The organism is Streptomyces sp. D2-8 (genome assembly GCF_023184515.1).
GTDB lineage: Bacteria > Actinomycetota > Actinomycetes > Streptomycetales > Streptomycetaceae > Streptomyces.
In genome coordinates this window covers 1-20159 of sequence record NZ_JAAHBP010000035.1, presented here as the reverse complement: position 1 = coordinate 20159, position 20159 = coordinate 1, and the positions used below count along the sequence as shown (strand labels likewise).

General features: G+C 71.3%; 15 protein-coding genes. 9 read left to right on the top strand and 6 right to left on the bottom strand.

Translation table 11 applies throughout. The annotated features are described in order from the left end of the window. Positions 1–35: 35 nt before the first annotated feature. The 5 genes from G3I77_RS38770 to eccB all read right to left on the bottom strand — a co-directional run bounded on the left by G3I77_RS38770 (position 36) and on the right by eccB (position 5738). Entirely contained in the window at positions 36–1715 is a 1680-nt protein-coding gene (locus G3I77_RS38770; protein WP_248511763.1) for a hypothetical protein, read from the bottom strand. Then, entirely contained in the window at positions 1715–2167 is a 453-nt protein-coding gene (locus G3I77_RS38765; protein ID WP_248511761.1) for a hypothetical protein, read from the bottom strand. Before G3I77_RS38765 ends, G3I77_RS38770 begins: the two co-directional genes overlap by 1 nt. A gap of 162 nt (positions 2168–2329) precedes the next feature. After that, a complete protein-coding gene (locus tag G3I77_RS38760) occupies positions 2330–2941 on the bottom strand; it encodes a hypothetical protein (RefSeq protein WP_248511760.1) in 612 nt (203 codons plus the stop codon). After that, a complete protein-coding gene (gene mycP / locus G3I77_RS38755; RefSeq protein ID WP_374388485.1) occupies positions 2929–4200 on the bottom strand; it encodes a type VII secretion-associated serine protease mycosin in 1272 nt (423 codons plus the stop codon). The genes G3I77_RS38760 and mycP overlap by 13 nt, the downstream gene beginning before the upstream one ends. Positions 4201–4211: 11 nt before the next feature. Continuing rightward, a complete protein-coding gene (gene eccB, locus G3I77_RS38750) occupies positions 4212–5738 on the bottom strand; it encodes a type VII secretion protein EccB (protein WP_248511758.1) in 1527 nt (508 codons plus the stop codon). A gap of 197 nt (positions 5739–5935) precedes the next feature. Here eccB and eccE point away from each other — a divergent pair, with 197 nt between their 5' ends. The 8 genes from eccE (at position 5936) to G3I77_RS38710 (ending at position 18238) form a co-directional block, all read left to right on the top strand. Continuing rightward, complete coding sequence (eccE, locus tag G3I77_RS38745; RefSeq protein WP_248511749.1) at positions 5936–7252, top strand: type VII secretion protein EccE; 1317 nt, start codon at positions 5936–5938, stop codon at positions 7250–7252. 29 nt (positions 7253–7281) lie between these two features. Next, entirely contained in the window at positions 7282–8037 is a 756-nt protein-coding gene (locus tag G3I77_RS38740; protein ID WP_248511741.1) for a hypothetical protein, read from the top strand. A gap of 335 nt (positions 8038–8372) precedes the next feature. After that, on the top strand, positions 8373–12086 hold the full coding sequence (locus G3I77_RS38735; RefSeq protein ID WP_248511740.1) for an SCO5717 family growth-regulating ATPase: 3714 nt from the start codon (positions 8373–8375) through the stop codon (positions 12084–12086). A 296-nt stretch (positions 12087–12382) separates the two neighbouring features. Then, positions 12383–14236, top strand: a complete 1854-nt coding sequence (locus tag G3I77_RS38730) for an ABC transporter substrate-binding protein (protein WP_248511738.1) — start codon at positions 12383–12385, stop codon at positions 14234–14236. Between the two features lie 18 nt (positions 14237–14254). Then, positions 14255–15301 carry an ABC transporter permease gene (locus G3I77_RS38725; protein WP_248511736.1) on the top strand — a complete coding sequence of 349 codons (1047 nt, stop codon included), beginning with the start codon at positions 14255–14257 and terminating at the stop codon, positions 15299–15301. Then, a complete protein-coding gene (locus G3I77_RS38720) occupies positions 15298–16212 on the top strand; it encodes an ABC transporter permease (protein WP_248511734.1) in 915 nt (304 codons plus the stop codon). The genes G3I77_RS38725 and G3I77_RS38720 overlap by 4 nt, the downstream gene beginning before the upstream one ends. Continuing rightward, complete coding sequence (locus G3I77_RS38715) at positions 16209–17240, top strand: ABC transporter ATP-binding protein (protein ID WP_248511732.1); 1032 nt, start codon at positions 16209–16211, stop codon at positions 17238–17240. Before G3I77_RS38720 ends, G3I77_RS38715 begins: the two co-directional genes overlap by 4 nt. Further along, positions 17237–18238, top strand: coding sequence for an ABC transporter ATP-binding protein (locus G3I77_RS38710; protein ID WP_248511730.1), 1002 nt, complete (start codon positions 17237–17239; stop codon positions 18236–18238). The genes G3I77_RS38715 and G3I77_RS38710 overlap by 4 nt, the downstream gene beginning before the upstream one ends. 41 nt (positions 18239–18279) lie before the next feature. On the opposite strand, the gene G3I77_RS38705 is transcribed toward G3I77_RS38710, so the two are convergent. Then, a complete protein-coding gene (locus G3I77_RS38705; protein WP_248511728.1) occupies positions 18280–18990 on the bottom strand; it encodes an NAD(P)-dependent oxidoreductase in 711 nt (236 codons plus the stop codon). A gap of 108 nt (positions 18991–19098) precedes the next feature. Between G3I77_RS38705 and G3I77_RS38700 the strand changes: the two genes are divergently transcribed. Continuing rightward, positions 19099–19812, top strand: coding sequence for a TetR/AcrR family transcriptional regulator (locus G3I77_RS38700; RefSeq protein WP_248511727.1), 714 nt, complete (start codon positions 19099–19101; stop codon positions 19810–19812). The last annotated feature ends 347 nt before the right edge of the window (positions 19813–20159 follow it).

Here is a 20159-nt window from a genome sequence, read left to right as displayed (position 1 = left end):
GGTCCTTGTCATGCCTCTGTCGATCCTCGCTGTTATCAGTCAGTCACTGGTGGCGTGTTGCGTCGTGTGGTGTCCGGCTGAGTCTTACCCTCACGGTCTTTGCGGTTCGTGTTTCGTCGATTCCCCGACCGGCCGGGCGGGGCGCCTGCGCCACCTCCGGCCGGCCCACCGCTCCTCGCTGCCGGGGCTTGCCCCTTGGGTGTACCGACGACGCCGTCGGGATTGCCTGCGGCAGGGCGGGCAGTCTGGCCCGGACGAGCGCCAGGGGTGGAGTTCGGCGCCCCGATCACTCCGCGCTGGCCGATCTGCCCGACGGGAGCACGGGAGCCGGTGTTGCCGCCGGCGCCGACGACCGTACCGCGCGGGACCTTGGAACCGGTCGCCCCTTGAGGACCTGTGGCGGGCCTTCCTCCGACAACACCATTACCGCGCGCCGCACCTGTGGAACTCGCACCGCCCGCGCGGTCACTCGCTGGTCCTCCGACGGTGCGTGGCATTCCACCGGAGACGCCTCGGCCCATGGGGGAAGCGCTGCCACCTCGAGCACCTGACTGCCCCGTGGTGGTGGCGTGACTCATCGGGCCGGTGGTGCCGCGACCGCCGAAGGTGCCGCTCGAAGTGCCTGTACGACCCTGAGCCGAGATCGGGGCCCTGTTGCCGTTCGCTCCGCCGAAGGCTGAGGCGCGGCCTGCTTGCCTGCTGAGGGCGGGAGGAACCGTACCGGAGTGAAGAGGAGAGGCCGTCCCACCGTTGCCGCCACTCGGACCAGTCATCGTCGGCGCCACATTGGTCGACGGCCTCGTGGTTTCCTGCGACGGCAGGGTGCCCACGCTGTCGATCTTCGTGCCGATGTTCGCATCCGAGGAAGCGGTCGGGGCGTCCACTTGCCTGAGCGGCGGCGTAGGGTCTCCGGATCGCGCGTGCCCAGTCGCCGTACTCGAGGAGTCATGTGCGGCCACCAGGGACTGGTGTGCGGACCCTAGCCCCCCAGTGCCTTGCCCTCCCTCGATTCTGAGATCCCCATAGGTCGGATCCGGCTTGGGCACCCCCACATCCGGCATAGGCTCGAACGTAGGCGGCTCCTGCGCCGCCATGATCTCTTCCGATACCGCATAGAAGGACGCCAGCCGGTTCATCTGGTTGATCGCCTCTTGGCGGTCCTTCTCGGCTTTGACCGCAGCCGCGTACTCCGCGTTGCTTTCGGTTTGCTTGGGCGTCGGAATGTCCGCGACTGCCTTGGGGTCTTCTCGGGTGTCGCGGGGCGGCATTGCGCTGCGGACGGAGGCGAGGCCCGTCGCCGCTGCCGTGACCTGGGTGCCGGCGGCGTCGGCGAAGGCGGCGAGTTTGCGGGCGTGGATGACGAGATTGGCGCCCCATTTGCGGAAGGCCTCGCCCGACTCGCCCTCCCAGTCGACCCGGGTGATGTGGCCTTCGAGTTCCTCGGCGGCCTCTTCGATGGCGGTCTGGGCGTTCAGCAGGGCAGTGCCCGCAAGTTCGAGGTCCTCTGGTTTTGCGGACTCGACCATGTCGATCATGGCGTTCAGGGCGTGGCCCTCGAAGTTCGTCTTGCCGAAGACACGGGGGACCTTCCAGCCGAAGGGGAGGAGCTGGGCTACCCCCGTCGCACCGTTCACCATGTCGATGAAGTCGACCTGCGCCGCGGCCTGCTCCCTCTCCGCCTGGTGCGGTACCGGGTGTTCCTGCTCTTCACTCATCAGTACAGGTCACCTGCCTGGTCGTCATCAGAGCGTTCTGGCGCGGACGCGCCCTGTTTCGCAGCCTCCGCCGCCTCCCTCTCCTGCTTCGCTTCAAGCTGCTGACGGCCGATATCAGTGCTGATCGCCCAGAACCGCCGTCGCTCCTCCTCGTCGATGTTGCTGAAGTTTCCGCCCGCGCCCATGACAGCGATCTGCATCGCCTCGATCTGAAGGCCCAGGTTCTTGGAGAGGGCGGTGAGGCGTTCGTGGACGCGCTCGTACTGGCTGTGGAGGCCCTTGGCCTCGGCGAAGCCGCCCGCGCCGCTGAAAGAGGCCTCGGAGAGGGCGTGCGCCGCGATCTTCTGGGGGCTGCCGGGTGAGCACTCGAATGTGGAGAGCACGGCATCGACACGCTTCTTGAAGGTTCCCAGTGCCTCCAAGCCGACTTTGAAACCCTCCGCAGGCAGCATGCCTTCCCTCCCCGTTCCCCGTTTGTTAAGTCGTTGAGCAGTGCACAGGTGATCACCCGATCGGCACACTCGATCACCACTGTAGTCAACGTGTGTGACACAACCAACTGAACTTCGTGGTATGCGAGTTACCAGTGCGACCAGACCGGCCGAGCCACGAAGTCAGCACCCCCCCTCCCGCGTCGTCACCGTGAAGTCGTACGAAGGGACCGTCACCGTCCCCTGACCTCCCCCGATTCCCGGCGGCTCATAATCCCCGTCCTTCGACCGGGTGCGTGTGACCTGCATGCAGAAGGCCGAGTCGGCGCCCCTGACCGTGTAGCGCGCCGCGGAAGCGGTGTTCGGGGCGGCGGGCGTCGCGGTCACGCCGTACTGCGGGGCGTCGCCGCCGCCGTGCTCGACGACCTCCTGCTCGATTTTTGTCGCGTATTCGTCGATCCAGCCGGTGTCGTTGTCCTCGGCATAGATGTCTCCGAAACCGGAACTGCCGTCCAAGGCATCCGTGGCGCCCTGCACCGCAGTCGTCAACTCGGCGTCGTCCCACGCCGTGTCATCGGAGACCTTGAAGCCCTGCACGCACAGGTAGATGCCGACGCCGGCCAGGGTGACGAACACGGCGCGAGCGGCGATGAAGGCGGCGTCCGACAGTTCTTCGGCCGACGGGTTGATGCCGTTGCGCCAGGCCCGGACGCGGTCCGCCTTGACGCAGGCCATGGCCAGCAGCACGGCGGACAGGATGAGGCCGAGGACGTTCAGTTCGGTCAGCGCGTCCATGACCCGCCTTCCGCCCGTCGCTTCTGCCCGCGCCGCGCGTCCCGGAGCGCCACCGCCGTGCCGCCCATCCCTGCGACGAGGACCACCGCGCCCACGGCCACGTACGTGGCGAGGCGGGCGTTGCGTTCCTCGGCGGTTTCGCCGATCTGGAACTTGGCCGGGGTGGGGGCTTCCGGTTTACCCAGGCCTGCCTGGGGGTTGGGGGACTCTATGGGGTGTTCGTCCTGTGTCAGGGCTCGTACGGGGTCGACGACTCCCCAGCCGACCAGGCGGTCGTGGCCCGCTGTGGTGCGCTCCGCGGTCTGTTCGATCTGGGCGACGATCTGCCGGGCCGTCCAGTCGGGGTGTTTCGCCTTGATCAGCGCCGCGAGGCCGGCGACGTACGGCGCCGAGAAGCTCGTACCGTTGTCGGAGCAGTGGCCGCCCTTGGGGACGGTGGAGATCATGTCGACACCGGGGGCCGCGACGCCGACGAACTCGCCGGACTGGGAGAAGGAGGCGCGCTCGTTGTTGCGGTCCGAGGCAGCCACGGCGAGGACACCCTTGTAGGAAGCCGGGTAGGTCTCCTTGACGTTGCCGCCGAGGCCGTCGTTGCCCGCCGAGGCCACGACCACGATCTTCCGGGCCAGGGCCTCGTTGATCGCCAGCGCCAGATCGGACGTCGACTCCATCGGCTTCGTGGTGTCCTGGGAGATGTTGATGACGTCGGCCCCGGCCTGGACGGCGTAGCGGATCGCTTTGGTCAGGGTGCCGACGTCGCCGTTGCCCTCCGCGTCGTTCTGCTGGATCGGGATGATCGTCGCGTCGGGGGCGAGGCCCACGAAGCCGGTTCCCTTGGCGGGCCGGGCCGCGATGATGCCGGCGACCTTGGTGCCGTGGCCGACCGTGTCCGTGGTGCCGTTCTCCTTGCCCCGCTCGATCGGGTTGCCGTCGTCGTCCTCGAGGTTCTCGGGCAGGAAGTTGCGGCCGCTCTTCACGTCGACCGCGTCGGTGAGCTGGGGATTCGTCACGTCGACGCCGGTGTCGATCACCGCCACCCGCATGCCCTCGCCCGTGGACTGGGTCCACAGCTCGTCCAGGAGGACGCGCTGCAGGGACCAGGGGCGGCCCGGGTACTTGCCGTTGGGGAACGCGCACTGGTCCGAATACGGCAGGTCGGCCGCCGCCGCCGGCGGTGCGAGGACGACGGGGGCGGTCGTGAGCAGGGTCGCCGCCGTCACCGCGGTCGCCCTGTGGAGGAAGGAGGGCAGGTGTGGCACGTCCGGACCCTTCAGGAACCCTGCGGCTGGCGTGCCGCCGTCGTCGACAGGCGTGGGCCGGTGGGCAGGAACTCCGACCAGGCGGCGGGGATCGGCGCGGGGTCCACGTCCTTGTAGCCGAGCCGGGTCTGGGCCTGTTGGGCCTCCTGCTGGGCCTGCCGGCGGTCCTTGGCCGTCGTACCGATGCCGGCGTCGTCCGCGCCGCTGTCGGCGTTGGACTGCAGGACGTAGCGCAGGCCGGTGTCGGTGACGAGGAAGACGGGGCCGGCCTTGGTCTCCCTGCCCTGGAACTGGCGGTAGAGCTGGCCGGAGCCGGGCGTGACGTAGGCGCTGGAGGAGCCGGCGGGGAGCTTGGCCGGGAAATCCGTGCCGGCCCAGGTGCTCAGGGTCGTGGCCCCCGAGCCGGCGTCGACGCCGCGCAGGACGTTGCAGACGGTGCCGCGGCTTCCTGCGGTGCCGGAGGAGTCGTTGACGGGCTGAGGGTCCTCGGTGGGCCAGCGGCGTTCGGTGCCGAACGGCTCGCCGGGGACGATCGCACCAGGGCTCATGTCCTTGGCTGCACCGGCCTGGCCGAGCGAGGCCAGGTCCTCGCTGAACAGCAGGAGTTGGGCGACGAAGGCCGAGACGGGGGCGACCCGGCCGGGCAACACCACGTAGTACTGATCGCTGTTGAGGTCGGAGGCCTTGAGGACCATGCCGACCTTGTTGGTCTTGTCGTCCAGTTGGCCTGGGGCGTCGGCCGCGACACCGATCTGGTCGGGGATCTTCGGGAAGGAGATCGGGTCGCCGGTGTGCAGGGTCTCCAGCCACTCGTCGGAGACCTTCTGGGGCTTGCTTCCGGAGCCGACGACGGCGCGCAGCAGCAGTTCGTTGTTCTTGTCGATGGGGTACGAGCGTCCGCTCGCGTCCACCATGTAGTGCTTCCCGTCGGGGGCCGCGACGTAGAGCAGTTGCCCGCCCGTCAGTTTCTCGCCCTTGCCCTCGGTCGCCTTCACGTCGCGGGAGGCGAGGACCAGGGCGGCCTTCTGGATGGACTCGCCGCCCGCGCTGCGGCGTTCGCAGACCGCCCAGCGCTTCTCGCCGCCCGCCTCGGACGCTGAGGGGAGACGGTCGGGCGCGTACGGGATGCCGATGGTGGCTCCGTGGGGGATCTTGCCGTTGTCGAGGACGGACTCGGCGACGGTCACCACATCGCCCTGGCCTTCGTTGAGGAGCAGTTTCGCGGAGGCCATGTTGAGGACCGGGTGCAGCTGGACCTGTTTGCCGGTCTTCAGGACGACGTAGCGCGTGGTCGAGTCGCTGGCGACGATCACCTTGGCGTTGGGCTCGTCCCAGCCCCTGGGTGCGGTGGGCTTGAACATGCCCCAGGCCCCGAAGACCGCCATGACGACCACACCCACGATGGCGCCGGGGATGACCGCGCGCAGTGGACGAGGCGCCCCCTCTTCCGAACCGTCGGGCGACGACTGCAGGAAGGCCGCGAGCATGCGGCGCTTCGCGAAGGTGTAGGCATTGAGCTGGTCGCGCCGAGATGCCATCTCTGGTTGTCTCTCCCCGTGTTCAGATGTGCCGCGCTCGCCTGGTGTGTCATGGCCGACCGCCCCGGTGTCAGAGCGGCCCTCTACTATGCCTGGTATCCGCGGGGACTTGTGGAGCGGGTAGGGTGCCCGGGCCTTCAGGGCATGGTGTGGTGCTGAAACACCAGTGAGTGCTCAGCAGAACGGGGGATGGAGTGATGGCTTCCGGAACGCGCGCCCGGTCCCGTGACCGAGCGCGGACACGGGGTGCTTCTGCATCCGGGCAGGGACCGGCACAGCGGCCGGCCTCGCCGGGCGCGCTCCACTCCAGGGTGCGTTCGGGTCAGGTCGGGGCATTCCGGTTGCAACGCCTTGTCCTGTTCGAGGTCGCGGCGGCCATCCTGCTCGTCGGCTGGGTGATCGATCCCGTGGCCGTGGTGCCTGCGGCTGTCCTCGCCGGCTGTCTGGTGCTGCTCTCCTTCCTCCGTCGCCGCGGGCGTTCCCTGCCCGAGTGGCTGGCCACGGCTCAGGCGTTGCGTGCACGGCAGCGGCGGGCCGCGAGTACGCCGATACCGAAGGGCACGGAGCCGGGGCTGGCGCCGGCCGTGGAGTGCGACCCGAGTCTGCGGACGTACACGTACTCCGGCCGCGACCGCCGGCCCGTCGGAATCGTCGGGGACGGTACGTTCGTCACCGCGGTCCTGCATGTCGAGGCCGACGCCACCGCGCTGCGGGCCGAGCGGAACACGCAGCCGCTGCCGCTCTCCCTGGTGCACGACGCCTTGGAGGTGGACGGGATCCGGCTGGAGTCGGCGCAGGTCGTGCTCCACACCCAGCCCGCGCCCGCGATCCATCTGCCCCGGCAGTCCGTGGCAGTCGCCAACTACGCACCCCTGCAGGAGCAGACGGGTGCGCCGGCCGTACGCATCACGTGGATCGCGTTGAAGCTCGATCCGGAACTGTGCGCGGAAGCGGTGGCCGCGCGCGGGGGCGGCCTGGTCGGAGCGCAGAAGTGCGTCGTGCGTGCCGCCGATCATCTGGCGAGCCGACTCACCGGATCCGGATTCCGGGCGACCCTCCTCGACGAGGAGCAGCTGACCTCCGCCATCGCCACGTCGGCCTGCGCCAACCCGCTGGTGACGGCGGAGGCCGGGCGGGCGGACACGCGGGAGCGACGGACCGAGGAGTCGGGCCGGAACTGGCGCTGCGACAACCGCAGACACACCACGTACTGGATCCGTCGGTGGCCCGCCCTGGGTGGGGAGAGGGCGCCGTCGCTGCCGCAGCTGGTCGCCCTGGTCACGGCCGTCCCCACCCTCGCCACCACCTTCAGCCTCACGCTCAGGCGGGGGGAGCGGAAGGAGGTGTCCGTCTGCGGGCACCTGCGGGTGACCGGGCGCAGCGACGACGAACTCGTCGCCGCCCGGCGCGCGGTGCAGGCTGCGGCCCGGCACACGGGCATGGGGCTCGCCCGACTCGACCGGGAACAGGTACCCGGCATGCTCGCCACTCTGCCCCTCGGAGGTGTCCGGTGACGGCGACGACCCCGCGCCCAGGACAGGCGGTGGCCACCGGACGGGGCGAGCCGCAGACCTCTGCCCCCGAGCGGGCGCGTGAACTGCTGCGCCGCGGCTTCGGATTGATCGGCCCGAGGCACCCGCGGCACTCCGTGACCGTCGACCAACTGGACACCCTCGCCCTGCCCGTGGCCGACGACGGCGTCGTCATCGGTGTGGACGCGGAGAACCGGCCCGCGGTACTCGGACTCAATCGGCCGCTGCCGTACGACGTCGTGCTCATCGGCGGGCTGTGGACCGTGCAGGTCATCGCGCTCAGGGCGGCGGCTACGGGGACGCGGGTCGCCGTGGAGACGGCGCGGGCGCAGGTCTGGATGCCGATGGTGCACGCCATGGGGGGCGGTCAGAACGGGATGGCCGTGTACGACGTCGGGCGGGTGCCGCCGCTGGGCGCCTCGGCCGGTACGCCGGTGCTGGTGGTGCGGGACTGCGGGATGCGGCCGCCTCGTGGTCGCGTGGTTTCCGGGCCCTGGCAGTCGGTGCTGACCTTGTTGCCGTACGTCAGCCCGGTCGCTCCGCGGCTCGTGCGGCAGGCGCGGCTGGTCGGGATTCAGAGGGTGTCGCCCGACGAGGCCACGGAACTGGGCCGCACGATGGCGCTCACCCGGGCCGAGATGGACTCCCTGCCGGGGCTCGCCGACGGCCTCACCCTGTGGTGTACCGACCGCGATCGGCAGTACGCGATGACACAGCCCACGGACGCGGAGACCGGGTTGTTGGGTACGCCACGTCGGATGGACTGACGGGCCTGGCAGGGAAACCGTTCGTAGCACCCGGTTTGTCAATTGTTGCGCCAGCAATTACGTCGCATTTGCCGGGATTTCGAGGTCCGGCGTTGCTGTTGAGAGGCAGACGGGCCTGCCGGGTCGGGGCGTGTGGTGATTAGGCTGGGACAGGGCTCGACGTCAGACCCCGTGGAGTAGGCGTCGGCGTCCCAGGGGGCAAGCGGGGGAGCCTGTGGAGCGGACGACCTCGGACGACCTCGATACGCCTCAAACGACTTCGCACGACGTCGGACGACAAGCAAGGGTCGCCCCAGCACGGCATGAGGGTGCTCGACCACACCAGGAGGAACACTGTGAGCAGCGATCGGGACGGGAACCGCGGGGGCTGGGCGACACCCGGCGATGACCAGCCCGACGCGGAGTCCGCAGCAGAGATGACGGGCGAGTTCACCATCGACTACGCGCCGCCCGCCTGGTACACGCAGAACGCCTCGGGCAACGCGAGCTCGGGACAGGGGGCGGGGGCGTCCGGCGACTCCAGTGCTTCGGGAGCGCCCGGGGGTTCCGGACCGGAGGGTTCCGGCGCGCCCGGGGGTTCCGGAGCTCCGGGGGCTGCTGGGACGCCTGGAGGTTCCGGAAGGCCGAACGGGCCGGTGCCGCCGCTGCCCGGGCTGACTCCGCCGCCGCATGCCAACCCTTCCGGTGGACCTTCGTCCCTTCCGACGTCCCTGCCGGGGCAGGCCTCCGCACCGGCTCCGGCACCCGGGGCGCCCTTCACCCCGCCCGCGCCGACGCCCGCTCCGGGCGCTCCGTTCACACCTCCCCCGCCCGCGCCGGGTACGCCCTTCACGCCGCCGGCGCCGCCCGCGCCTTCGTCGGGGAGCCCCTCGGCTGTGCCCAGGCTCCCGATGGGGAGTGGGTTCGAGCCGCAGGGGTCGCAGCCGGAGGGCCGGCCTCAGGGGCAGACCGAGGCGCCGGAGGGTGGCGCGGCCTCTCCTACGGCTGTGCCGAACATCCCCGTCGGCGGGTATCAGTCGCCGTGGACGCCGCCGGCTCCGCCGGAGGCACCGGCCGCTCACGAGGCTCCGGCGACTCCGGCCGCTGCTCCGGAGGCTCCGACCACTCCCGAGGCTCCGGCCGCCGCTTCCGGCGATGCCGCGGAGCCGGAGAGCGGCGATCTGGAGAGCGGCGCCACCATGCGTTTCTCCGCCGTCGCCCTGAAGCGGGAGATCGAGGAGCGTGCCGCTGCGGAGGCGGCTTCCGCGCCCGAGGCACCCGAAGCCACCGAGACGGAGGACGCCGCCGCGGCCGGTGGCGGTGCCCGTGCCGATGACGCGGAGGACGACGGCCCCGGTGTCGAGGCTGACGACTCCGCCGCGGTTTCGGAGTACGCGCTGGACGCGGACGCCTTCACCGACGTGCCGCCGGTCGAGGAGGCCGAGCCGGAGGCCACCCGGCCGGAAGCCGAGGACGTGGCACCCGAGGTCATGGACCCGCAGGTCGCAGCGCCCGAGGACACCGAGACCGAGGACGCCGGCATTCAGGACGCCGGGCCGGAGGACGCCGAGGCCAAGGACACCGAGGCCGACGACGCCGAGGCCGGGCACCAACAGCCCGAGGACGCACAGCCCGAGGACGTGCGGCCTGACTCTGACGAGCCTGAAAACGCGGTGCCGGCCAGGGCCGAGCACGAGCGCGAGGAGTCGGTGGCGCCTGCCGCCGAGCCGGCCGACGCGCCCCCCGCCGACGGCGCGCCCGCGCAGAACGAGCCGGAGGGCGCCGTACCGGCCGTACCGGCCTCGCCCGATGCCCCGCAGAGCACACCGTCCGACTCCACTCCCCCGCCCCCGCAGGGCGTGCCACCGCTGCCGCCGTCGTACCAGCCGGCCGCTCCGGCCCCGGCGAGCGAGTGGCCCGCCCCGCCGCAGCAGCCGCAGGCGCAGCCCTCGGACGCAACCGCGCCCGCTCAGCCGCAGCCGTCGGCCGCCCACGGGCAGCCTCCGGTGCCGCCGCAGCCCTACGTGCCGGCACAGCAGCCGCCGTTCCAGCCACAGGCACCGCAGCCCGCGCCTGCAGCGTGGAACCAGCAGCCCGCACCGACACCGCCCAACCAGCCGCCCGCCCAGCCCGTACCGCAGCCCGGGGGTTACGGCTTCCCGCACCCCGGCGCTCCCGCCCCGGCCCAGCAGCCGGACGGCCCGCACGCGCCCCCCGCGCAGGGCGGCTACGGCTTCCCCCAGCAGGGCGCCCCCGCCCCGGCCGCCCAGCAGCACCCGGCCCAGCCCCCGGCCACTCCGCCCACCACCCCCGCGCCGACCCCGCAGGACGGCTACGGCTTCCCGCAGCCCGGCGTCCCCGACGCCCAAGGCGGGTACGGCTTCCCCCAGTCCGTCCCCGGCGCCCACGGCGGGTACGGCTTCCCCCAGCCGCCGGCCCAGCAGCCACAGCCCCAGGCGCAGCCCGGCGTACCCCCGCAGGCCCAGCCGCAGCCCGGAGCCCAGCCGCCGCACGCCGGCCAGCCCGCCCCGTCGGGGCAGCCGCACCCCGGGCAGCGGCCGCCCCAGCAGCCCGTAGACCCCCGTACCGGTGCCGCCTGGCCTCAGCCCATGCAGCACGACCAGCGGCAGCCGACCAACCCCGGGGCCGCGCCGCTCGGTTACACCGCTGCCGTGGAGCTGTCGTCCGACCGGCTGCTCAACAGCAAGAAGCAGAAGGCGAAGAGCAGCCGTCCGGCGGCCGGTGGCGGTCGGTTCAAGATCGGTGGCAAGAAGGAAGAGGCCGAGCGGCAGCGGAAGCTCGACCTGATCCGTACGCCCGTGCTGTCCTGCTACCGGATCGCGGTGATCAGCCTCAAGGGCGGTGTCGGCAAGACGACCACGACCACCGCGCTCGGCTCCACGCTCGCCACCGAGCGGCAGGACAAGATCCTCGCGATCGACGCCAACCCGGACGCGGGCACCCTGGGGCGCCGGGTGCGGCGGGAGACCGGGGCCACCATCCGTGACCTGGTCCAGGCGATCCCGTACCTCAACTCGTACATGGACATCCGGCGGTTCACGTCCCAGGCGCCCTCCGGCCTGGAGATCATCGCCAACGACGTCGACCCGGCCGTGTCCACGACCTTCAACGACGAGGACTACCGGCGCGCGATCGACGTGCTGGGCAAGCAGTACCCGGTGATCCTCACCGACTCCGGTACCGGTCTGCTCTACAGCGCCATGCGCGGTGTGCTGGACCTCGCCGACCAGCTCATCATCATCTCGACGCCGTCCGTGGACGGTGCGAGCAGTGCGAGCACGACGCTGGACTGGCTGTCCGCGCACGGGTACGCCGACCTCGTCTCGCGGTCCATCACCGTCATCTCCGGGGTCCGCGAGACCGGCAAGATGATCAAGGTCGAGGACATCGTGACGCACTTCGAGACGCGCTGCCGTGGCGTCGTCGTCGTGCCCTTCGACGAGCACCTCGCCGCCGGTGCCGAGGTCGACCTCGACATGATGCGGCCGAAGGTGCGGGAGGCGTACTTCAACCTCACGGCGATGGTCGCCGAGGACTTCATCCGCCACCAGCAGGCGCACGGCCTGTGGACGTCCGACGGCAACCCGCCGCCGGTCGCGGCCCCGCCGATGCCCGGCCAGGCCATGCCGGGTCAGCCCTACGCCCAGCCGGGCCAGCCTCCGTACCCCGGGCAGCAGCAGCCGGCGCCCGGTCAGCAGGCCCCCGGCCAGCCGGGCCCGTACCCGCAGCAGCCGCAGCCCGACCAGCCGTACGCCCAGCCCGGGCAGCCGTATCCGCAGCCCGGCCAGCCCTATGCCCAGCCGGGCCAGCCCCCGGCCCAGCCCGGGCAGCCGTACCCGCAGGCCGCGGGCCAGCCGCCCTACCCGCAGCCGGGCCAGCCAGGTCAGCCGGGTCAGCAGCCCGGTCAGCCGTACCCCCAGCCGGGCCAGCCCCCGGCCGCTCCCCCGCAGCCGGGCTACGGCTACCCCCAGCCCGGGCAGCCGGGCCATCCCGGCCACCCGGCCCAGCCCGACGGGCAGACCCCGCCGCCCCCGCCTCCGACGCAGTAATCACCTCACCCGATCGGCCCCTTTCGAGGGGCCGATCCCCGCCCGGCCCGCGCCGTTCCGACTCGGCGCGGGCCTCGGCGCGTTCAGGGGCGAATTCCGTTGCCAGGCCCTGGCCAGGAGCGCGTCAGTGGTCTCGACCAATGAGTGCGAAAAGCTCGCCAATTTGTTATTTCCGCAGGCCACAAGGGGTGAACACGCCGTTGACGGGTGGAGACGGCCGCTGGTACACACACATCACGTATCTGACAGCTGATCAACCCGTCCTTCCCGTCCGAGCGATGACGCGAGGTCCGACCATGGGCACGAACGATCAGAAACGCAGCCTCCCGCACGGCCTCCGGCTCGTCGCCCTGGCCGGGGCCGCCGCGCTCACCCTCACCGCCGGTCTCGCCACCCCGCTCGACCCGGCGCCCCAGCAGGCCCGGGCGGCCGACGACGGCAAGAAGGTGCTGACCGTCGCCGTGGCGCAGAGCGTGGACTCGCTCAGCCCGTTCCTGGCGGTCCGGCTGCTCAGCACGAGCATCCACCGGCTCATGTACGAGTACCTGACCAACTACGACCCCAAGGACAACCACGCCATCGCGGGCCTGGCCACCAAGTGGGAGCCGTCGCCGGACAAGCTGACCTGGACCTACACGATCCGCGACAACTCCACGTGGTCGGACGGGCAGCAGGCCACCGCCGAGGACGCGGCGTGGACGTTCAACAAGATGATGACCGACACCGGCGCGGCCACGGCGAACGGCAGCTATGTCGGGAACTTCCGCAAGGTGACGGCCCCGAGCCCCACCAAGCTGGTCATCGAGTTGAAGAAGCCGCAGGCCACGATGGCCGCGCTGGACGTGCCGATCGTGCCGAAGCACGTGTGGGAGAAGGTCTCGGACTTCTCCGAGTTCAACAACGACAAGAGCTTCCCCGTCGTGGGGAACGGACCGTTCGTGCTGAGCGGCTACAAGGCCGACAGCTATGTCCGGCTCAAGGCCAACAAGGACTTCTGGCGCGGGTCGCCGAAGTTCGACGAGCTGGTCTTCCGCTACTACAAGGACCAGGACGCGGCCGTGTCGGCGCTGCGCAAGGGCGAGGTGTCCTTCGTCGCCGGGTCCCCTTCCCTGACGCCCGCTCAGGCGGAGTCGTTGAAGGGCGCGGACGACATCCAGGTGAACGACGCCCCCGGCCGCCGCTTCTACGCCCTCGCCACCAACCCGGGTGCCAAGGCGAAGAACGGCAAGAAATTCGGCGACGGCCACCCCTCCCTGCTGGACCAGCGGGTGCGCAACGCGCTGTTCCGGGCCGTCGACCGCGAGGCCATCATCGACAAGGTGTTCCGGGGCCACGCCGTCGAGGGCGAGGGCTATATCCCGCCGCGCTTCCAGGACTACTTCTGGAAGCCGTCCGCGAGCCGGAAACTGACGTACGACCCGGCCGAGGCGGCCCGGCTGCTCGACCAGGCGGGGTACAAGAAGAACGGCGACGGCAAACGCGTCGGCAAGGACGGCAAGCCGATCACCTACCGCGTGCTGTGTCACGCCACCGACCCCAACGACAAGGCGGTCGGCAAGTACCTCCAGGAGTGGTGGGGCAAGCTCGGCATCGGCGTCCGGCTCAACTGCCTGGACAACGTGACCGACCCGTGGCTGGCCGGCACGTACGACCTGGCGTTCGACGGCTGGTCGGTCAACCCCGACCCGGACTTCGTGCTGTCCATCCACACCTGCGGGGCCCTTCCGGCGACCCCCGAGGAGACGGGCGCGACGGACAACTTCATCTGCGACAAGAAGTACGACGAGCTCTACGCCCGTCAGCTCACCGAGTACGACCCCGCCAAACGGGCGGACATCGTCAAGCAGATGGAGTCGCGGCTGTACGACCTCGGGTACATGAACGTCATGGCGTATCCGAACGCGGTCGAGGCCTTCCGGACGGACCAGATCAAGTCGATCACGACCATGCCGGCGAAGGCGGGCAACATCTACGGCCAGGACGGCTACTGGAGCTGGTGGTCGGCGGTCCCGGCGGACTCCGGCGGGTCGTCGGACAACGCGTCGTCGACCGGGGTCGTGGTCGCGATCGTCGCCGGTATCGTCGTCCTCGCCGGGCTCGGCGGTTTCGCCGCCATGCGGCGGCGGGCCACCGCCGAGGAACGCGAGTAGGGCGGCGAGCGGGTACTCATGACCGCTGACGCGACCCCCGCGCTGGTCGAGGACAAGCAGAGGGCGGCCGGGCCGCGGGTACGCAAGAGCTCCGCGTACCCGCGGTACCTGGCGGGCAAGGTGGCCGGTGCCGCCGTATCGCTGCTGGCCGTCCTCGTGACCAGCTTCTTCCTTTTCCGGCTGATCCCCGGCGACCCGGTGAAGACCATGACGGGCGGCCGTCAGGTGTCGGCGGAGCAGCTGGCCGCCTACCGCGAGGAGTTCGGCCTCGACCTGCCCCTGTGGCGGCAGTTCACGGACTACTGCGGCAAGGCGCTCACGGGCGACTTCGGGACGTCGTACCAGTTCCGCGCCCCCGTCGTCGACAAGATCACCGAGGCGCTGCCGAACACCCTGCTGCTCACCGGGACCGCGTTCGTCCTCTACACGGCGCTGGGCATCTTCCTCGGCACCCGGTCGGCCTGGCGGCACGGCAGGCTGGGCGACCGCGTCAACACGGGCCTCGCGCTGACGCTGTACTCCATCCCGTCCTTCTGGCTGGGGCTGCTGCTGATCATCGTGCTGTCGGTGGGCATCGGCCCGCTGCCCGGCATGTTCCCGACCGGCGGCATGGAGTCGGGCGGCGAGGAGGGCTTCGCGTACGTCGTGGACGTGGCGCACCATCTGGTGCTGCCGGTGGTGACGCTGGTGGCCGTGGAGTACGGGCAGACCCTGCTGGTCACACGGTCGGCACTGCTGGACGAGATGGGCAGCGACTATCTGACGACCGCGCGGGCCAAGGGGCTGCGCGACGACCTCGTACGCCGTCGGCACGCCGTGCCGAACGCGCTGCTGCCGACCGTGACGCTGATCTTCATCAACCTCGGGCGGACGGTGGCGGGCGTGATTCTCGTGGAGACGGTGTTCTCCTGGCCCGGCCTCGGCGGGCTGTTCTACCAGGCGCTGAGCGTGCCCGATCTGCCGCTCGTGCAGGGACTGTTCTTCGTGTTCGCCGCCGCGGTGATCCTCATGAACACCCTCGCCGACCTGGTCTATCCGCTGCTGGACCCCCGGGTGGCCCGATGACGACGACTGCCGAGACGGCCCCCAGCCCGCGCGCCCTGGCCCGGCAGCGCCGCCGGGCGTCCGTCGCCCGCTTCTGGCGGCAGTACCGCTCCGAACGGGCGGGGCTGTACGGCCTGACCGTGCTCGCGCTGTGCGCGCTGCTGGCGCTGTTCGCACCGCTGTTCGTCGGCTCCGACGTGAGCAGCGTGACCGACGCGCCCGGGCGCCCGATGCAGAGCCCGAGCGCCGAGTTCCCGCTCGGCACCGACCAGTTCGGGCGTGACCTGCTGGGCCTGGTGATCTGGGGTTCGCGGGTGTCGCTGCTGGTCGGGCTGCTCGCCGCCGTGCTGTCGGTGGCGATCGGCACGCTGATCGGGGTGACGGCGGGGCACTTCAAGGGCTGGTACGCGACGGTGATGATGCGGGTCACCGACTGGTTCCTGGTCATGCCGACGCTGGTGCTCGCGATCGCCCTGGCGACCGTGATGTCCCGCTCGCTGACCACGACCGTCGTGGCGATCGGCGTCACCACCTGGCCGACCACGGCCCGGCTGGTGCGGGCCCAGACCCTCGCGGTGGAGACCCGGCCGTACATCGAGCGGGCGCAGGCGCTCGGCGGCGGCCACTGGCACGTCATGTCCCGGCACGTCCTGCCGAATGTGATGCCGCTGGTCCTGGCCCAGACGACCCTGATCATCTCCTCGGCCATCCTCGCGGAGGCGACGCTCGCCTTCCTGGGCCTCGGCGACCCCACGGTCGTGTCGTGGGGCGGACTGCTCCAGGACGCGCGCGAGGCGGGCGCGGTCAGTGCCGGGGACTGGTGGTACCTGGTGCCGCCGGGCATCGCCATCGCCGTGGTGGCGCTGGCGTTCACGTTGTGCGGGCGGGCCGTGGAGTCCGTCCTCAACCCCAGGCTGGGGGTGTCGCGTTGAGTCTGCTCGACGTCAGGAACCTGACCGTGACGTACGCGGGCGGGGCGGCCGCCGTGCGCGGGGTGGATCTGCGCCTGGAGGCGGGGCAGAAGCTCGGCGTCGCCGGGGAGTCCGGCTGCGGCAAGTCCACGCTGGCCCTGGCTCTGCTGCGGCTGCTGCCGGCGGGCGCCCGGATCACCGGGGAGGTGCTCCTCGACGGCGAGGACGTGCTGACCATGAAGTGGGGCCGGGTCCGGGCGGTCCGCTGGGCCGGGGCCTCCATCGTCTTCCAGGGCGCGATGCACTCCCTCAACGCCGTGCACCGCATCGGCGACCAGATCGCCGAGCCGATCCTGCTGCACCGGAAGGCGACCGCGGCCGGGGCGAAGAAGAAGACCGGCGAGCTGCTGGAGCAGGTCGGCCTGCCGGCGGCCCGCGCGGACGCCTACCCGCACGAACTGTCCGGCGGCCAGCGCCAGCGCGTCATGATCGCGATGGCTCTGGCCTGCGATCCGCGACTGATCGTCGCCGACGAGCCGACGACCGCGCTCGACGTGATGATCCAGGCCCAGATCCTCCGGCTCATCGAGCAGCTGGTCGCGGACCAGGACCTCGGCCTGATCATGATCAGCCACGACCTGGCGGTCCTCGCCGACACCTGTGACCGGCTCGCGGTGATGTACGCGGGCCGGGTGGTCGAGGAGGGCCCCGCTCAGCAGGTGTACGAGGGCGCCCGGCACCCGTACGCCCGGGCTCTGTCGGCCGCGTTCCCGCGCATCGGCGACCCGGCGTCCCGGTTCGCCCCGCAGGGCCTGGCGGGCGACCCCCCGGATCCTGCCGCGTTGCCGTCCGGGTGCACGTTCCATCCGCGCTGCCCGGTGGCGCTCGAGTCGTGCGCCGAGGAGGACCCGGCGCTGCGGGCGGCGGGGCCGGAGCGGCGGGCTGCGTGTGTGCTGGTCGGTCCGCCGGAAGCGGGAGCGCAAGCCGGTGAAGAGCGGCCGGCCGGGAAACCGGGGGCCCTGGAGGAAGCGAGGCCCAGCACGCCATGACCACGTCCCCCACGGCCCCCGAGGTCACCACGGTCCCTCTGCTGAGCGCCCAGGGCCTCTACGTCACGCTCCCCGGCCGGCACGGCGGCCCCCGGGCCCGCGCGGTGGACGGCGTCGACCTCGACATCCGACCCGGCGAGATCGTCGCGCTGGTCGGCGAGTCCGGCTGCGGCAAGACGACCCTGGCCCGCGGTCTGCTGGGGCTGGTCGAGCCGACGGCGGGCCGGGTCACCTTCGACGGCCGCCCGCTGGACTACTCCGGCCGGTCCCTCAAGGCCTACCGCAAACGCGTCCAGCTGGTCCTCCAGGACCCCAGCGGCTCACTCAACCCCCGGCACACGGTGTACGACGCGGTCGCCGAGGGCCTGCGCATCCACGGCTACGGCGGCGACGAGCGCACGGCGGTCGCCGAGGCCCTGTCCCGGGCCGGACTGCGCCCTGCGGAGCGCTTCTTCCTGCGCTACCCACACGAACTGTCCGGCGGGCAACGCCAGCGGGTCGTCATCGCCGGCGCGCTCGTCCTGGAGCCCGAACTCCTCGTCGCCGACGAGCCGGTGGCGTCCCTGGACGCCTCGGTACGCGGCGAGATCCTCGCCCTGTTGCTACGGCTGCGTGCCGAGCTCGGCCTGTCCGCGCTGGTCGTCACGCACGACCTGGGCCTGGCGTGGAACATCGCCGACAGGGTCGCCGTGATGTACCTGGGCCGGATCGTGGAGACGGGGGCGGTGGAGCAGGTGCTGACGGCTCCTCGGCACCCCTACACCCAGGCCCTGTTGTCCGTCCTCCCGGAGGCCCCGGGCGACCCGGTGGTCCTCACGGGCGAGCCCCCGGACCCGTCGCGTGTGCCGCCGGGGTGCCGCTTCCACGCCCGCTGCCAGGTGCTGGCGAGCGGTGAGGCGGAACGGGCGGGCGTCGCGGGCGCGTGCCGCGGTCAGGATCCGGGGATCCTCGACGGCGGCGGCACGGCACAGGTGGCATGCCACTGGGCGACGCGCTGAAGCGAAGCCGAGCGGGGTGCCCCGGGCGTCGCGTCGCCCGGCTAGGCGTGAGGCTTCCCGGCGTGGGCGAGGGCGCCGGGGGTTCGGCAGCCGACGATCGCCGGGGCCTCTTGGACGAGCGTGTCGTCGGTGAGCGCTTCCACCATGAACAGCGCGAAGTCCACCCGGCGCGTCAGGTTGCCGGCCAGGACCGGGTCGCCGACATGCCGGCTCCACACGGGCAGGCCCTGACTCTCGCCCTCCTCCAGACTGCTGCCGCGCACCACGGTCCACCGGGTGTCGCTGGCGAACACCCGCCGGCACGCCTCGACCTGGTCGTCGATCTCGACGGCGCGGACGAGCTTGCCCAGTACGGCGGCGATCCGGACGCCCAGGGTGAACATCCGTGAGTACGTGTCCTTGCCGTCGCGTGTGATGTGCCAGCCGCAGGAGAAGACCAGGCGCGCGCCCGGCCGTGCGTGGTCGAGCACCGCCTGCGCGGTGCCCGACGCGTACTGCCGCACCCCCCACGGCACCAGCACCGTCAGCACCCCGTCGCACCCGGCGACCGCCCGCCGGATCACCTCCGGGTCGTCGGTGGGCCCGGGGACGATGGTCATCCGGCCCTCGAACGCGGCCAGCTTCGGCACGCTGCGCTCCCGGCACACCCCGACCACCTCGTAGCCGCGCTCCAGCGCGTGCCTGACCATGTACTGCCCGAGCTTCCCTGAAGCCCCGATGATGCAGACCTTCTTCACGCGGTCCGTGTCCATGGCGCAGCCCCTTCGCCGGAATGTCTACCTTATGTTGTAAGGCAAGCTAGCCTTATGCCGTAAGGCGGTCAAGGGGAGCGCCCGAGGGAAGCGAGAAGGAGGGGCTGGATGCCCGAGGGAAACAAGGGCCGACGGGGGGCGTCGGCGCGTACTCCGCTCAGTCGTGAGCGCGTGATCCGCACGGCGCTGGCGGTGGCGGACGAGAAGGGGGCGGCGGCGCTCACCATGCGGGCCATCGCCGAACCGCTGGGTGTCGAGGCGATGTCGCTCTACCACCACGTCGCGGGCCGGGAAGACATCCTGGACGGCATGGTGGACGCGGTGTTCGCCGAGATCGACCTGCCGCCGCGCGACACGGACTGGAAGAGTGCCCTGCGCCACCGCGCGGACTCCGCCCGTGCCGTCCTCCGGCGCCATCCCTGGGCCATCGGCCTCATGGACTCCCGTTCCCAGCCCGGCCCCGCGACCCTGCGCCATCACGACGCCGTCATCGGCACGCTGCGCGCCGGAGGATTCTCCGTCCCCCTGGCCGCGCACGCCGTCTCACTGATCGACAGCTACCTGTACGGGTTCGTACTCCAGGAGCTGAGCCTGCCGTTCAGAGGCGCGGCCGAGCTGGACGAGGTCGCGGGCTCCATCCTGCGCGACATGCCCGCCGACGCCTACCCCCACCTCGCCGAACTGGCCACCGAGCACGTCCTCAAGCCCGGCTACGACTACGCCGACGAGTTCGTCTTCGGCCTCACCCTCATCCTCGATGCCCTCCACCCGGACGAGACCGCGGGCGCACAGCGCACGGGCGGGCCTGCCGGGGACCGCTAGGGCCTGTCGTTTGGATCAGACCGCAGACGCGGGGCCTGGCACGCGCCTCTGCCGCGTTGTCGTCGGTTGCCGACTCCCCCAAGCTCTCGACTTCGCTCGAGCAGGGGGGACCCCCATCGCGTCGACGCCCTCCTCCGCCTTGCAGAGACACGCACCAGACCCCGCTCACCGGCGTTGAGAAGCACCGTCGCTTCCCTGCGACCTGATCCAAACGACAGGCCCTAGTAGTGCTTCGTTAGGTTCTGAGCTGTCTGCGGCGGTTTCGTCGGGCGGGTAGAGGTCGTCCGCAGGTGGTGCATGCACCGGTCCAGCACCGCAGCAGGTCCTGAAGAACGTCGAGGACCTGG